At 70.3% G+C, this 13,708-nt stretch carries 20 protein-coding genes; 7 read left to right on the top strand and 13 right to left on the bottom strand.

The features are described from left to right. Positions 1–75: 75 nt before the first annotated feature. Together SSP08S_RS42540 and SSP08S_RS42535 are read right to left on the bottom strand one after the other, a co-directional pair. The gene (locus SSP08S_RS42540) at positions 76–1,035 is read right to left on the bottom strand and encodes an asparaginase (RefSeq protein ID WP_019073756.1); all 960 of its coding nucleotides are present in this window, start codon (positions 1,033–1,035) and stop codon (positions 76–78) included. Between the two features lie 12 nt (positions 1,036–1,047). Next, positions 1,048–1,650: an RsiG family protein gene (locus SSP08S_RS42535; RefSeq protein ID WP_026179312.1), complete on the bottom strand. Its 603-nt coding sequence runs from the start codon at positions 1,648–1,650 to the stop codon at positions 1,048–1,050. 160 nt (positions 1,651–1,810) lie between these two features. Here SSP08S_RS42535 and dtd point away from each other — a divergent pair, with 160 nt between their 5' ends. Beyond that, a complete protein-coding gene (gene dtd, locus SSP08S_RS42530) occupies positions 1,811–2,236 on the top strand; it encodes a D-aminoacyl-tRNA deacylase (protein ID WP_026179311.1) in 426 nt (141 codons plus the stop codon). Between the two features lie 12 nt (positions 2,237–2,248). Here the strand turns inward: dtd and ygfZ are convergent, their stop codons facing one another. The 6 genes from ygfZ to SSP08S_RS42495 form a co-directional block, all read right to left on the bottom strand. Next, positions 2,249–3,214: a CAF17-like 4Fe-4S cluster assembly/insertion protein YgfZ gene (gene ygfZ / locus SSP08S_RS42525; RefSeq protein WP_019073753.1), complete on the bottom strand. Its 966-nt coding sequence runs from the start codon at positions 3,212–3,214 to the stop codon at positions 2,249–2,251. A gap of 10 nt (positions 3,215–3,224) precedes the next feature. Then, entirely contained in the window at positions 3,225–3,725 is a 501-nt protein-coding gene (locus SSP08S_RS42520) for a Fur family transcriptional regulator (RefSeq protein WP_019073752.1), read from the bottom strand. A gap of 10 nt (positions 3,726–3,735) precedes the next feature. Beyond that, entirely contained in the window at positions 3,736–4,311 is a 576-nt protein-coding gene (locus SSP08S_RS42515) for a heme-binding beta-barrel domain-containing protein (protein WP_019073751.1), read from the bottom strand. Between the two features lie 217 nt (positions 4,312–4,528). After that, positions 4,529–5,194 (bottom strand): hypothetical protein, encoded by a 666-nt coding sequence (locus tag SSP08S_RS42505; RefSeq protein ID WP_019073749.1) that lies wholly within the window; start codon positions 5,192–5,194, stop codon positions 4,529–4,531. A 1,061-nt stretch (positions 5,195–6,255) separates the two neighbouring features. Further along, on the bottom strand, positions 6,256–7,092 hold the full coding sequence (locus tag SSP08S_RS42500; protein ID WP_019073748.1) for a hypothetical protein: 837 nt from the start codon (positions 7,090–7,092) through the stop codon (positions 6,256–6,258). Beyond that, a complete protein-coding gene (locus tag SSP08S_RS42495; RefSeq protein WP_051106082.1) occupies positions 7,089–7,832 on the bottom strand; it encodes a hypothetical protein in 744 nt (247 codons plus the stop codon). Before SSP08S_RS42495 ends, SSP08S_RS42500 begins: the two co-directional genes overlap by 4 nt. A 138-nt stretch (positions 7,833–7,970) precedes the next feature. Here SSP08S_RS42495 and SSP08S_RS42490 point away from each other — a divergent pair, with 138 nt between their 5' ends. Then, positions 7,971–8,333: a DsrE family protein gene (locus SSP08S_RS42490; RefSeq protein WP_019073746.1), complete on the top strand. Its 363-nt coding sequence runs from the start codon at positions 7,971–7,973 to the stop codon at positions 8,331–8,333. Here SSP08S_RS42490 and SSP08S_RS42485 read toward each other — a convergent pair. Together SSP08S_RS42485 and SSP08S_RS42480 are read right to left on the bottom strand one after the other, a co-directional pair. Further along, the gene (locus SSP08S_RS42485) at positions 8,327–8,530 is read right to left on the bottom strand and encodes a DUF397 domain-containing protein (protein WP_019073745.1); all 204 of its coding nucleotides are present in this window, start codon (positions 8,528–8,530) and stop codon (positions 8,327–8,329) included. The two genes, SSP08S_RS42490 and SSP08S_RS42485, sit on opposite strands and share 7 nt — an antisense overlap. After that, complete coding sequence (locus SSP08S_RS42480; RefSeq protein WP_019073744.1) at positions 8,512–9,357, bottom strand: helix-turn-helix domain-containing protein; 846 nt, start codon at positions 9,355–9,357, stop codon at positions 8,512–8,514. The genes SSP08S_RS42485 and SSP08S_RS42480 overlap by 19 nt, the downstream gene beginning before the upstream one ends. Positions 9,358–9,527: 170 nt before the next feature. Here SSP08S_RS42480 and SSP08S_RS42475 point away from each other — a divergent pair, with 170 nt between their 5' ends. The 5 genes from SSP08S_RS42475 to SSP08S_RS42455 all read left to right on the top strand — a co-directional run bounded on the left by SSP08S_RS42475 (position 9,528) and on the right by SSP08S_RS42455 (position 12,658). Then, positions 9,528–9,893 carry a hypothetical protein gene (locus tag SSP08S_RS42475; RefSeq protein WP_019073743.1) on the top strand — a complete coding sequence of 122 codons (366 nt, stop codon included), beginning with the start codon at positions 9,528–9,530 and terminating at the stop codon, positions 9,891–9,893. Continuing rightward, positions 9,890–10,135: a hypothetical protein gene (locus SSP08S_RS42470; protein WP_019073742.1), complete on the top strand. Its 246-nt coding sequence runs from the start codon at positions 9,890–9,892 to the stop codon at positions 10,133–10,135. Before SSP08S_RS42475 ends, SSP08S_RS42470 begins: the two co-directional genes overlap by 4 nt. Positions 10,136–10,209: 74 nt before the next feature. Continuing rightward, on the top strand, positions 10,210–10,665 hold the full coding sequence (locus tag SSP08S_RS42465; protein ID WP_019073741.1) for a MerR family transcriptional regulator: 456 nt from the start codon (positions 10,210–10,212) through the stop codon (positions 10,663–10,665). A 13-nt stretch (positions 10,666–10,678) separates the two neighbouring features. Next, on the top strand, positions 10,679–11,725 hold the full coding sequence (locus SSP08S_RS42460; protein ID WP_019073740.1) for an NAD-dependent epimerase/dehydratase family protein: 1,047 nt from the start codon (positions 10,679–10,681) through the stop codon (positions 11,723–11,725). A gap of 27 nt (positions 11,726–11,752) precedes the next feature. Next, complete coding sequence (locus SSP08S_RS42455) at positions 11,753–12,658, top strand: NADP-dependent oxidoreductase (RefSeq protein ID WP_019073739.1); 906 nt, start codon at positions 11,753–11,755, stop codon at positions 12,656–12,658. 7 nt (positions 12,659–12,665) lie between these two features. Here the strand turns inward: SSP08S_RS42455 and SSP08S_RS62130 are convergent, their stop codons facing one another. The 3 genes from SSP08S_RS62130 to SSP08S_RS42440 all read right to left on the bottom strand — a co-directional run bounded on the left by SSP08S_RS62130 (position 12,666) and on the right by SSP08S_RS42440 (position 13,692). Continuing rightward, positions 12,666–13,043, bottom strand: coding sequence for a VOC family protein (locus SSP08S_RS62130; RefSeq protein WP_019073738.1), 378 nt, complete (start codon positions 13,041–13,043; stop codon positions 12,666–12,668). Between the two features lie 22 nt (positions 13,044–13,065). Next, positions 13,066–13,326, bottom strand: coding sequence for a DUF3099 domain-containing protein (locus SSP08S_RS42445; RefSeq protein WP_019073737.1), 261 nt, complete (start codon positions 13,324–13,326; stop codon positions 13,066–13,068). Positions 13,327–13,404: 78 nt separating this feature from the next. Continuing rightward, positions 13,405–13,692, bottom strand: a complete 288-nt coding sequence (locus SSP08S_RS42440; protein WP_019064558.1) for a DUF1416 domain-containing protein — start codon at positions 13,690–13,692, stop codon at positions 13,405–13,407. Positions 13,693–13,708 lie beyond the last annotated feature (16 nt).

Here is a 13,708-nt window from a genome sequence, read left to right as displayed (position 1 = left end):
GCCGGACGGGCTGGATGGAGCCAGCCTGAGTTGGAAAGAAGCCGGACGGGCTGAAATACCAGAGCCGAGGGCCGCCTAGAACACCGCCCGGATCTCCCCTACCGCACGCCCCCCGCCCAGCACCGCAACTCTCCCGACCCCCTCCACCCGCACCCCCATCAAATCCAGCACCCTCCCCAGTACAGGCCCCAACACCCGCCCCGCCCCGTCCTCGACCTTGAACGCCACGGCACGCCCGTCCGGCAACGCCACCGCCTGTACCGCCTCCGCGCCCATCTTCGACAGCAGGCCAGGTACCGCGCGCATCAGCGCCGTGTCAGGGCGGCGGGTGCCGGCGACGTACTCGGGGTGGGCGCGCATGGCGTCGGCGACTCGGCGTTCCGGGGTGTCGGGGGCGGCGAGGACGAAGGAGCGGTAGGCGCGGGCCAGGCCGGTGAGGCTGATCGCGAGCAGCGGGGCTCCGCAGCCGTCCGTGCCCACGGCGGCCACCCGCTCCCCCGCCGCTTCTTCCACAGCCCTGTGGATAAGTTCTTGGAGCGGGTGGTCGGGGTCGAGGTACGACTCCAGCGGCCAGCCCCGCCGCGCGCTCGCCGCCAGCATCGCGGTGTGTTTGCCGGAGCAGTTCATGGCGATCCGGTCGCGTACGGCGCCCGAGGCGAGGTACGTCTCCTGCTCGACGGGGTCCAGGGGGAGGTCCGGTGGGCACTGCAACTGGCCCGCGTCCAGGCCGTGTTCGGCGAGAAGCCGGCGTACTAGATCTCTGTGGAAGAGTTCGCCGGAGTGGCTCGCGGCGGCGATCGCGAGGCGTTCGCCGGAGAGGTCGAGGCCCGCGCGGAGGACACCGGCCGCCTGCATGGGCTTGTTGGAGGAGCGGGGGAAGACGGGGGTGTGCGGGTCTCCCAGGGACAGTTCCACTGAGCCGTCTGCCGCCAGTACCACCAGGCTGCCCCGGTGGCGGCTCTCCACGAAGCCGGAGCGGACCACCTCGGCCAGCACCGGGGGTGCGATGAAGGAATCCTCGGCCGTCACGCGCACCCCTCACACGAGTCACACGAGCAGGTCGTCCACCTGCGCCTCGCCCTCACGGTACCTGCGGGCGATCTCCGCGCTGCAGCCGTCGGCCGTGTGTTGGAGGACCTGACGGCGGCGGGACACCTGCTGTTCGTACCGGACGAGCCGGCCCATCGCGGTGGTCAGTTCGAGGTCGGTGCGGGCCTCCAGGTCCGAGAGTTCGACCTCGGCGAGCATCTCGGCGGCCAGCAGCCGGTACTCCTCGCTGTGCGGGGTGCCGAGCGTGACGTGCCGGGCCGAGGAGCGGTGGCGGGCGGGCGCGTCGGTGAGGATCTCCGAGAGGCGGTCGACGACGGAGGCCGCGCCCGCCGGGGAGCGGCGGGCCAGTTCGGCCCGCAGGATGTCGATACGGCCCTGGAGGAGCCGTCGTACGTAGCTCAGGTCGGCCTCGTCGCGCTGGGCGTCGCGGCGCAGCGCGCGCAGCTCCGTCAGGCGCAGCGCGGTCAGGTCGGGTGCGGCCGGTTCGGCGGGCAGCAGCGGGCTGTCGACGCGCTGCACGGGCGGGCGGCGCGTGGCCGCTCCTCCCGCGCGGATCAGCGAGACAGTCCCGGGGGGCTGCCCGGTACTCGGTGTGCTCATGTGCCTCTACCCGTCCCCTCGACCGGCGTGTGGACAGCATCGTGCCACCCCAACTGGCCGCTATGTGACCGAGTGCCCCCGAACGGCCCCAGATGGGGGGTTAAGGAACAAAAATAGGCCCGCCGCAACCACTTCCCACCCGCACGGCATCATGGAGCCCATGCGAGCAGTGGTGCAGCGGGTGGACGGCGCGAGTGTCGTGGTCGAGGGCGAGACGGTCGGGGCGATCGAGGGCGAGGGGCTGTGCGTCCTCGTCGGCGTCACCCACGAGGACACCAAGGAGAAGGCGGCCCAACTGGCCCGCAAACTCTGGTCGATCCGCATGCTGCACGACGAGAAGTCGTGCAGTGATATTGATGCGCCGCTGCTCGTCATCAGCCAGTTCACGCTGTACGGCGACGCCCGCAAAGGGCGTCGGCCCACCTGGAACGCCGCCGCCCCGGGCGACGTCGCCGAACCGCTCGTCGACGAGGTCGTCGCCCAACTCCGCGCCCTGGGCGCCACGGTGGCGACGGGCCGCTTCGGCGCCCAGATGCGCGTCTCGCTGACGAACGACGGCCCGTTCACCGTGGTCGTGGACCTCTAGGCCCTACGACTACTAGGGCTCTACGACTACTTCCTGGGCCGCGGCCGTCGAGTCGGCCAGCAGGGGCGCGTCCAGCGGCACGTTCCGCTTCACCAGCGCCAGCGCGATCGGCCCGAGTTCGTGGTGCCGTACGGAGGTCGTGATGAAGCCGATCTTCCGGCCGTCCTCGCCCTCCCCCGCGAGCCTCAACTCCGTGCCGTGGCCCGGGAGATGGACCTCGCTGCCGTCGAGGTGGAGGAAGACCAGGCGGCGCGGCGGCTTGCCCAGGTTCTGAACCCGCGCGACCGTCTCCTGGCCCCGGTAGCAGCCCTTTTGGAGGTGAACCGCCGTGCCGATCCAGCCCAGTTCGTGCGGGATGGTGCGGTGGTCGGTCTCGAAGCCGAGGCGGGGGCGGTGGTGTTCGACGCGCAGTGCCTCGTAGGCGAGGAGCCCGGCCGGGGGGCCCGCCTTCTCGGCGTACGACTCCAGGTCGGCGCGCGGGAGGAAGAGATCACGGCCGTACGGCGTCTCGCGTACGACGACGCCGACGGGGACCGGGGCGATGGAACCGGCGGGGAGGTGGACGACCGCGAACTCGCTTGTGCGGTCGGCGACTTCGACGCGGTAGAAGAACTTCATCGACTCCAGGTAGGCGATCAGCGCCTCCTGGGTGTCGGGTTCGGTGTGCATCCAGACCGTGACGCCGTCGTCGACGAGGTACAGGGCGTGCTCGATGTGGCCGTGCGCGGAGAGGATCAGCGCCTCGGTGGCGACGCCCACGGGGAGGTCGGTGACGTGCTGGGTGAGCAGGAGGTGCAGCCAGCTCAGCCGGTCGCCGCCGGTGACGGCGACGACACCGCGGTGCGAGAGGTCCACGAAACCGGTGCCGTCGGCGAGGGCGCGCTGCTCGCGGAACAGGTCGCCGTAGTGGGCGGCGACGCCTTCGTCCACCCCTTCGGCGGAGACGGCGCCGGGCAGGGACAGCAGGGGACTCTTCATACGGGTAAGCCTACGACTCGGTAATCGAAGACTCGGTCGAAGCCTTCGCTGACGTCTTCGCCGACGTCTTCATGGAACAGTCCCGGCATCTGCCGAAGATCGCGAAGTGCTTCATGTCGGTCTCGAAGCCGAAGGTGTCCCGCAGCTTGGCCCGGAACTCGGCGGCGACCTCGACATCGGCCTCGATGACGTTCGTGCAGTCGCGGCAGACGAGGTGTATGTGGTGGTGGCGGTCGGCGAGGTGGTACGTCGGCGCCCCGTGCCCGAGGTGGGCGTGGCTGACCAGCTGGAGCTCCTCCAGGAGCTCCAGGGTCCGGTACACGGTGGAGATGTTGACCCCCGAAGCGGTCTTCCGCACTTCCACGAGGATGTCGTCGGGGGTCGCGTGCTCCAGGGTGTCCACGGCTTCGAGCACGAGCTGCCGCTGCGGGGTCAGCCGGTAGCCGCGCTGCCGCAGATCACTCTTCCAGTCAGTGCCTTGGTCCGTGCCTTGGGTGCTCACCACACCCACGAGTCTAGGCCTACTTGAAGAATGCGATCCCGTCGTCCGGCATGTCGTCGGGCAGGGCCTTGGCCCACCTCTCGACATCCTCCGGGGTGACGACCTTCTTCAGGTGGGCGGACATGTAGGGGCGGAGTTCGACCTCGGGGGTCTGCTTCTCGCCGACCCACATGAGGTCGCTCTTGACGTAGCCGTAGAGGCGCTTGCCGCCGGTGTAGGGGCCGGAGGCGGCGGTGCGGGCGACGGCGTCCGTGACGAGGTCGATCTGGGGCTTCTGCTTGGCGAGCTCGCCGTACCAGATCTCGACGACTCCGTCGTCGCGGGTCATCGTGACCTCTACCTTGCGGTCCGCGTCGATGCGCCAGAAGCCGGACTCGGTCTCCAGGGGGCGGACCTTGTTGCCGTCGTTGTCCAGGACCCAGGTGTGGGAGCGGTACTCCAGGAAGTCGCGGCCGTCGTGCGTGAAGGAGACCTCCTGGCCGAAGTTGCACTTCTCGGAGCCCGGGAAGTCGTGCACACCCGCGCCGGCCCACTCGCCGAGCAGGAAGACGAGGGGGACCAGGTCCTTGTGGAGGTCGGACGGGATCTCGATCATGACGTCAGCAGTTCCTCGATGGGGGTCAGCGCTGGCCCTGGTACAGCTTCTTCACGGTCAGTCCGGCGAAGGCGAGGACGCCGACGCAGACCAGGACCAGCAGGGTTTCGAAGAAGATCTCCACGGGTGCTCCTTGAGCGATGCGCGTAATCAGGGCCGGGCCCCAGCTTAGTCGGCCGGGGCCCGGTGCTCTCTGCGAGGTACGGCTAGGCGGGAATCATCCGAGCAGCTCGCTCTGCAACGTCACCGTCTGCTGGAACGGAACGGCCTCGGCCAACCCCTTCCTCGACTGCACGATCATCGCGAGGGTGTCGCCGGCCGTGACGAAGCCGAGGCGGACCTGTTCGGCGCCGTACGGCTTCGTCTCGACGTACGGCTGGAGCTGGACGTTCGTGACCTTGGCCGCGTCCGGGAAGTCGTCGTCCGACTCGTAGCCGTCGGCGCCGCGGACCGGGTAGGTGGGGGACGCGTATCCGGCCAGGCCCTTGGTGATCTCGTCGGCGACCGTCGCCGTGTCGAACTGGAGCAGGTAGATCCGGGTGTGCGTGCCGTCCGCGGTGGTCCAGCCGCGCGCGGCGATGTGCCGCAGGCCCTGGTCGGTCAGCTTCTGCGCGAGCTCGGTACGGTCGTCGGCGGCCGAGAACTCGGCGAGGAACACCTTCGTCGCCAGCCAGCCGTCACTGCCGTCCAGCGCCTTGTCCCCTACGGCCCCCTTCGGCGCCGGCAGCACCAGCGCCCGCAGGTCGGCGAAGTGGGCCCCCGCCGCGTTGGCCGTGGCGAACGGCCCCGGGCTGCCCGCGGGCAACGCCGGCTTGGTGACCGTGGGAAACACCCACCGCCCGTCCGACGCCGTCCCCAGCCCCGGCACGTCCGACCGCTTCATCCCGGCAATCCCATAGGCCGTCCCGGCCCCAACCACCGCGAACACGACAACGGCGGCCCCCCACCGCAACACGGCACGGAGGACCCGACGGTCCTTCCGGGGGGTGACGGGCTGGGCTTCCGGCGCCGACGCCGGCGGGAACGGGGGTTCCGTGGGCAGCGGGGGTTCGGTGGGTACCGCGGGTTCAGTGAGTACCGGGACGACCGAAGCCTCGGCACCAGCCGCGACGACGGGAGGCCCGGCAGCCACGGGGACGGCCGAAGCGGCAGCCGCGACGACCGGAGCAGCCGGGGCCGCCGGGACTGCCGGGGATTCCACCACCGTCGGTGCAGCCGAAGCCTCGGCAGCGACCGCAGCGACCGGGGTCTCAACAGCGTCGACCGTGACCTCGGACTCAACCGGAGCAACCGCAGGCTCCACCTCCGCCGCGGCCACCGGCGACCCGGAGATGCCCGGGACGACCGAGGCTTCCGGAGCAACCGAGGACTCGACAGCGACCGGGACAACCGGAGACTCGGAGGCGGCCGAAGCAGCCGGGGGTTCCCCGACTGTCCGTGCGGCCGGAGCCTCGGCAGCGACCGGGGCGAGCGGGGTCTCCGCAGCGTCGATCGGGACGTCGGACGCAACCGGAGCGACCGCAGGCTCCGCGTCCGTCGCGGGAACCGGCGACCCGGAGACGTCCGGGTCGATCGAGGCTTCCGTGGCTGCCGGAGCAGCCGGAGACTCGGATGCGGGCGGGGCGACCGGAGACTCCGTAGCCACGGGAGCAGTTGGCGCGGTTGGAGCCTCGGCGACTGCCGGGGCAGCCGGGGGTTCCGTGACCGGCGGTGCGGCCGGGGGCTCGGCAGTGGCCGTAGCGGCTGGGACCTCGGCAGTGGCGATCGTGGCCCCGGTCGCAGTCGGGGCGGCCGCAGGCTCGACGTCCGCTGCGGTCACCGGGACGGCCGGAGACTCGGCAGCGACCGGGGCCTCAGTCGACGCGAGCGTCGGCTCTGAGGGCTGTGGAGGGATCGTCGGTGTGTGCGTCGGTGTTGGTGCTGGGGTTTCTTGCTGTTGGTCGGTCATACCGCCTCCCCCGGGTCCTTGATGCGGTCGAGTTGTTCCTGGAGCAGGCGGCCGATGGCGTACGTCTGCATCGGGCGGGCGGATTTCGCGGTGAGGGTGACGAGGATTTCGCCCTGGTAGGCGGAGCAGTAGATCGTGTCGAGCTTTTCGTCGGCGTCCTTCGGCGTGAGGAAGCACTTGGCGTCCTTGTAGCCGTTGATCGACGGACCGGGGCGGAAGACGCCCAGGGAGTCGAAGAGCTCGTTCTGGAAGCGGGACGCGTTCCGTACCGCCGTCTTGTCCGCGATCTGGGCCAGCACGATGCTCACCGTCGACGCCTTGTCCGTGTAGACGGAGGCCTGCGCGTCGGTGCTGACATAGCTCCGCATCGCCAGGCCCTTGGTGTGCTGCTTGTCGATCTCCTTGTCCAGCCGCTTGCGCTGCTTGAGCGGGAGTTCCTTCAGCTCGTCCTTGCGCAGCGCCGTCGCCTGCGCCCCCGTGAAGTCCACGTCGTGCCCGTACTCCGCGATGTCGGGCCCCTGGCTCCACCCGTCCGGCCCGTACGGCACGAGCGCCGCCGCGAGCGCGCTCGGCTTTCCGCCCGTCGCCTTCTCCGCGGTCACCTTCGGGAGCGTCCATACGGCGTCCCCCGCGTCCCGGTCCGCGCCGTTCACCGTCACGACGGTGAACCCGACCCCGCCGATCACGGCCACGGCGAGCAGCGCGGCCCCGGCGATCGCCGCGACACGGCCCCTGCGCACCGGCTTCCCGACGGCCTCGGCGGTCAACTCCTCGGAGCTGCCGACGAGTTCAGGCACGAACACGTCTGTCTCCGGCTGGTTCTCGGTGGTCACAGCCGCTCCATCTGCCGCTCGGCCAGGTCCATGATCTTCTTCTTCGGGACGGGCTTCGCCGAGGAGACCCAGATGTCCATTTCGACGTCACCGCGCCAGGCGTGCGCCTCCGCGTTGTAGACGTCCGTGTAACCGGCCTTGGTGTCAGGCGAGTTGTGGACGTACGCCATTCCGTCGCCCGTGCCCGGGATGGGCCAGCTGTCGGTGTGGGACTCCTTCTCGGCCCAGTAGTACGCGTCCTCCGAGTCGCTGGAGACCGTGAGCTCGTCCTCCTGGCGGAACTGCACGAGCCGGATCTCGACGTACAGCGAGCTGCCCTCACGCCAGTTGGCGACGGCGGCGCGGCGGAACTCGCTCGCGACGAGGTCGCTGAACGCGCCGGCCGGCTTGTCGAACGTCTCCGCGTCCTCGGCCAGGTCCATCCACCCGTCCACGCCGACCTCGTAGCCCGCGTCCCGCGCCCCGCTCGGCCGCTTCAGCAGCAGCTTGCGCAGGTCGCCGTCCGTCTTGACCCTGCGGTCCTCGGCGGCGGACAGCGGATCCGGAGCGGGGCCCTTCGCCTGCGTCAGCGTCGCCTGCGAGAGCGAGGGCAGCTTGTCGGGAGCGCGGTTCGCCTGGACCACGAAACCCATGCACGTCCCGGCGACGACACCGAGCACCGCGGCGACCGCGATCAGAAGCGTGGTGCGGCCGCGGCGGCGCGGCGGCCGGGACACCTCTTCGGTTGTTCCCTCGGGCATCTCCGAGGCTGTTTCTTCGGGTACTTCCGGTACTTCCACAACGTCCCCCACGGAACATGGCATGCGCATTCCATATGCGCGCACAGGAGACTCATGGCCGTTGCAAGGAGTTGTAGAGAAGTTGATTACGATTCGGTCATGGCGAAGAAGCTCGTGATCAAGGTGACCGCGGGGGCCGACGCCCCCGAACGCTGCTCACAGGCGTTCACGGTGGCGGCGGTGGCCGTTGCCAGCGGGGTCGATGTCTCCCTGTGGCTGACCGGCGAGTCCGCGTGGTTCGCGCTGCCGGGCCGGGCCGCCGAGTTCCAACTCCCGCACGCGGCGCCGCTGCCGGATCTCATCGACTCGATCCTCGCCGCCGGTCGCGTCACGTTGTGCACGCAGTGCGCGGCCCGGCGGGACATCACGGAGAAGGACGTCCTCGAGGGCGTACGGATCGCCGGGGCGCAGGTGTTCGTACAGGAGGCGATGGCCGACGAGACGCAGGCCCTCGTCTACTGAGCCGGTCCCTTCACCGAGCTGACGAACTCCGCCCAGGCGTCGACACCGAAGAGGAGGGTGCCGTGGGCGGGGTTCTTGCTGTCGCGGACGGGGACGAGGGCGGGGAGGTTGGGGGCGATCTCGATGCAGTTGCCGCCGTCCGGGTTGCTGTAACTGCTCTTGCGCCACGTCACGTTGGTCAGGTCGATGGCTCGCACGGTACTTCCTCCAACATCCGCAGGACGAACGATCGCGACTCAGGCAGGGAAAACGCCACGTCGCGCATCGCATCGTACGCACGTTGCAACTGCTCAACCGGGGCATTTTCCTCGATGAGTTCGCCACGGTGCGCGTTCTCCGTGTAGGCCACGGTAGTGCCGTCCAGCAGTCGCAGGAACATCACGTCGGTGCTCACGAGTCCCGACAGTCCGGCGCTGTACGGCAGGACCTGGATGTTGACGTCCGGTCGCTCCGCCGCTTCCGCCAGGTACTCAAGCTGGTCTCGCCACGCCTGCTTGTCCCGCAGGGGTGTGCGCAGCACCGCTTCGGAGAGGAGCGCGCGGAACGGCGGCGAGTCGTCCTGCCTTTCCAGCAACTTCCGTCGGCCTGTGCGCGCTTCGACCTGCCGGTCCAGTTCCTTGCCTCGGTAGCCGCCGAGCGAGAGGACCTCGCGTGCGTACGCGTCCGTCTGGAGCAGACCGGGGACGATGCTCACGGAGTACTGCCACAGGCTCGTCGCCTCGGCCTCCAGCATCATGTACCGGCGGTACTGCTCCTTGAACTGCGTCGGATCCCCCAACGCCAGCTCCCACAACGTGAGTAGCAGCGGCGCCGTCCCGTAGTACTGATCCAGCGCCTGTACGACCTCGGGCCCGCCCAGCGTTCCCCCGCTCTCCATCTTGCTGAACAAGGAGGAGTCCCACCCAACCTCCCTCTCCAACTCGCGCAGACTCAGGCCGCGTTCGCCCCTCAGGCGCCGTAGCTCCTCGGCGAATCGCTTCCTGGGCTCGTGACTGCGCTCCGTGATCACCAGCCGTTGCGGCATCCCGCGCTCCTGTTGAATTTGTTGAATTTGGCGTGCCCGGCGTTGAAGTTGAGTCCGTCGGCGCTGCTTTCGCCTCCGCCGTGGGTCATCCTCGTAACACCCCACGAATGCACAGAGTAGTTCAACTGTCGCATTCTGTATGGAAGTTGCACAAAAAGGAGGAGGAGCCGATGGAAACCGGAGCGCTGCTGTACGACCCGGCCACGAACAAGGTCGGCGAGTACCAGGACAAGTCAGGGCCCTACGCCCTGCTGCGCCCCGTCGGCGGTGGGCGTGAATGGCAGGCCGACCCCGCCTCACTGCGACCGGCGACGGACCAGGAACGCCTCAGCGCCGGGGTCCGCGCCGCCAACGCCCGTGCGCGGACCGACGGTCCGTTCCTGGTGGCCGCCCCGCTCCGGCCCGTCGCCGACTGCGACACCTGCGCGGAACTCGACGGCCGCCGCACCGCCGCCCGCACGGAACACGACTACAGCGCCGAGACCGACGCGAACGTCCTGCTCCGCAAACACCGCAGCGAGGCCCACCCCGTATGAACCGCCCGCTGCCCCACCAGCTGATCCAGGTACTCCCGGTCCAGGCATGCCCGCCCCCGCTCATGCCGGTCGTACGACCGCCGGAACCACCACCGGCCACACCCCCACCCGCACCGCGGGCACCCCGTCGCCGCCGCCGGTTCCGCGCACCCCGCGTCCTCCGCGACGACGCCTTCTGGACCGGCGCGCTCACCGCGCTCTGCATCGGCGGACTGCTGATGGCCATCCTCGCCACCGGCTGACCGCCTGCCGCCGGCAGGCCTTGGTATACGTGGAGGCTTGACTTCAAGCGCTTGAGGTATCGGAGGCTCCTCCCATGGCAGCAGCGACCGGCGAGCAGACAGCGGATCTGACCGTTCAGGAGATGGCCCGACGGTCCGGTTTCAGTGAGCCCACACTTCGCTACTACGAGAAGATCGGCCTGCTGGGAGAGGTCGCCCGGGACGAGTCCAGTGGTCATCGCCGGTACGGGCCGGCGACCGTGGCCCGCGTCGAGGCACTGTCCTGCCTGCGCTCGTCGGGGGTCACGGTCAGCGGGATGCGCCGCTATCTGGACCTGCTCGCCCAAGGGAACTCCGCGGCGGCCGATCAGCGGGATCTGTTCGCCTCGCAGGCGGAGAAGCTGGCCGCCGACATCGGGCAGCTCCAGCTGCGCCTGACGTATCTGCGGCGGAAGGCGGATCTGTGGGACGCACGGGTGCGCGGGGACGCCGCCGCCGAGAACCGCGCGACCGAAGCGGTCCTGCGCGTAGCGGAACAATTCACCCAGTGAAGGACTGAATCCAATGGGCACAGACGATCTCACCGCCCCCGGCAGCAGCAGGCCGATCCTGGTCACGGGCGGTACCGGCCTCGTCGGCGGACACTCGGTCGCCCGGCTGCTGCGCGAGGGGTACCGGACCCGAGTCACGGTCCGGGGGCCGGGGCAGGAGACGGGGGTACGGGCGGCCGTACAGCAGGCCGGGGTGGATCCGGCGGACCGGCTGGAGTTCGCCGTCGCCGACCTCGGCGCCGACGACGGCTGGGGGGAGGCCCTGCGCGGTGTCGGTCACGTACTGCACCACGCGTCGCCCTTCCCCTCCACCGCGTCGGCGACCGAGGACGAACTCGTCGGCCCCGCCCGTGACGGCACGCTGCGGGTCCTCTCCGCGGCCCGGAGGGCCGGGGTCGCGCGGGTCGTGATGACGTCCTCCTTCGCCGCGGTCGGATACACGCCGAAGCCCGGCAACCACTACACGGAGGCGGACTGGACCGACCCGGACACCGAGGGCCTGCCCGCGTACCACAAGTCGAAGGTCCTCGCCGAACGTGCGGCCTGGGACTACGCCCATGCGCACGGGGACATCGAGCTGATCGTCGTCAACCCCACCGGCATCTTCGGCCCCCAGCTCGGCACCCGGCCGTCCGGCTCGGTCGGTCTGGTCAGGGCCATGTTGACCGGGCAGATGCCCGCGGTGCCGATCATGTACTTCGGCGTCGTCGACGTACGCGACGTCGTGGACCTGCATCTGCGGGCCATGCTGCACCCGAAGGCGGCGGGCGAGCGCTTCATCGCCGTCGGCGGACCGGCGATCAGCTTCCTGCACATGGCGCAGATCCTGCGGGAGCACTTCCCCGCCGCAGCCGACCGGCTGCCCTCCGTCGAACTGACCGTCGAGCAGGTGCGCGAGGCCGCGAAGACACAGCCGGCCCTGCGGGACGCGGCGGCGCTGGGAGGCCGGATCCCGGTCATCAGCGGCGAGAAAGCCCGCTCGGTGCTTGGCTGGGAGCCTCGGGACGTCACCGAGACGATCGTGGCGACTGCCGACAGCCAGATCCGGCGGGGCCTGTAGCGCCCGCGCCTACGAGAGGAACTCCCGATGTCCCGAGCTGTCGTCCTGACCGGATTCGGTCCGCCCTCCGTTCTCGAACTCCGCGATGTGGAGGTCGGATCGCCCGGCGCCGGTCAGATCCGGGTCGCGGTGACCTTCGCCGGGGTCGGTCCCACCGACCTCGCGATCCGCGCCGGGAAGGTGAAGGCCTTTCCCGCAGGACCGGGAACCACGCTCGGGTTCGAAGCAGCCGGCGTCGTCGACGCGGTCGGCGCCGGGGTGAACGACGTGGTGCCCGGCCAGGAGGTAGCGGTCTTCCTGCCCCGTCTCGGCGGGTACGCCGACCACGTGCTCGCCGAGTACTGGGTACCCAAGCCCGCCTCGGTGACCTGGGAGGACGCAGCGGCCCTGCCCGCCTCCGGAGAGGCGGCGGCTCGCACGCTGGCCGAGCTTCAGGTGCGGGAGGCGGAGACCCTGCTCGTGCTCGGCGGCCTCGGTTCGGTCGGCACGATCGCCGCCCAACTGGCGGTCGGCCGGGGAGCCCAGGTGATCTCGGCCGTGCGGGCCACCGACTTCGCCGCCGCCGAGAAGCTCGGTGCGGTGCCTGTCGCCTACGGTCCGGACCTGCTCGACCAGGTGCGTGCGAAGGCCGGCCGGGTCGACGCCGTACTCGACGCGGCGGGCAGGGGCGGCCTGGAGGCGGCGGTCGAGCTGGCCGGCGGAACGGAACGGGTGATCACGCTCTCCGACCACCGTGCCGCGCAACTCGGCGTCCGGCTCTCGGGTCCCGACCCGCTCCGCGTCCCGGCCGCGCTCGCGGAGGCCATGGCGGCGCTCACCACACGTGCCCTGACACTCCGGCCGCGGATCACGGTGCCGCTGGCCCAGGCGGCCGACGTCCACGCCCGGCTGGAGGACGGCCGGGTCCGCGCGAAGGTCCTCCTGGCCACCTGAACCGGGCCTACTCCTGTCGCCACAGGCAGAACGGATGTCCCGCCGGATCGAAGAAGACCCGTACGTCGTCCTGGGGCTGATCGGCCGCGAGCGTGGCCCCTTCCGCCACCGCCCTCGCCGTCTCGCCCTCCAGGTCGTCGACCTCGATGTCCAGGTGCAGCATCATCTGCTGCTCACCGGGCCTGCGGGTGGGCCACACGGGCGGGACGTACTCCGGCTCGGTCTGGAAGGAGAGGCCGGTGCCGCCGCCCTCGGGCGGGCCGACGAGGACCCAGTCGGGTTCCTCGGCACGGACGACGTAGCCGAGCAACCGGCAATAGAAATCGGCCAGTTCATGCGCGTCCCGCGCGTCGAGCACCACGGTGGACAGTCTCGTAGGCGACATGCCCGCCCTCTACCCGCTTTCCCTACTGGCGCCGCTTCTTGCCGTCCAGCTCGTCCCACCACTCGTCGGACTTGGGGTCGCCGGACGGGTCGTCCCACCAGCGGTCGTCGGGGCCCCGGCGGTTGGCGACCATGGCGGCGACGGGCGGGATCACCATCGCGACCACGCACATGCCGACGGCCACGGGCACCGACCAGATCCGCACGACTCCCCAGGCCAGGACGAAGAGCCCGATGCAGATGCCCATCATGACGAAGTAGGTGCGACGGCGGCGTGCCAGCATGCTTCCAGCGTAGGCCTGGGCACGCCAAAGGGCCGCACCCAGGAAAAAAGGTGCGGCCCTTCGACAGTGGGTCGGCGATCAGACTGCGATCGCCACCTCCGCCAGGCCGCCCGTCTGGGCGACGACCGTGCGGTCGGCGGTGGCGCCCGGAACGAGGGCGCGGACGGTCCAGGTGCCTTCGGCCGCGTAGAAGCGGAACTGGCCCGTGGCGGAGGTCGGGACCTCCGCGGTGAACTCTCCGGTCGAGTCCAGGAGACGGACGTAGCCCGTCACCGGCTCGCCGTTGCGCGTCACCTGGCCCTGGATGGTGGTCTCACCGGGCTTGATCGTCGAGGCGTCGGGGCCGCCGGCCTTCGCTCCACACATGTCTTGGTTTCCTTCA

Origin of the sequence: Streptomyces hokutonensis, from assembly GCF_000376565.1 — a bacterium.
GTDB lineage: Bacteria > Actinomycetota > Actinomycetes > Streptomycetales > Streptomycetaceae > Streptomyces > Streptomyces hokutonensis.
This window is presented reverse-complemented; position numbering and strand designations above follow the sequence as displayed.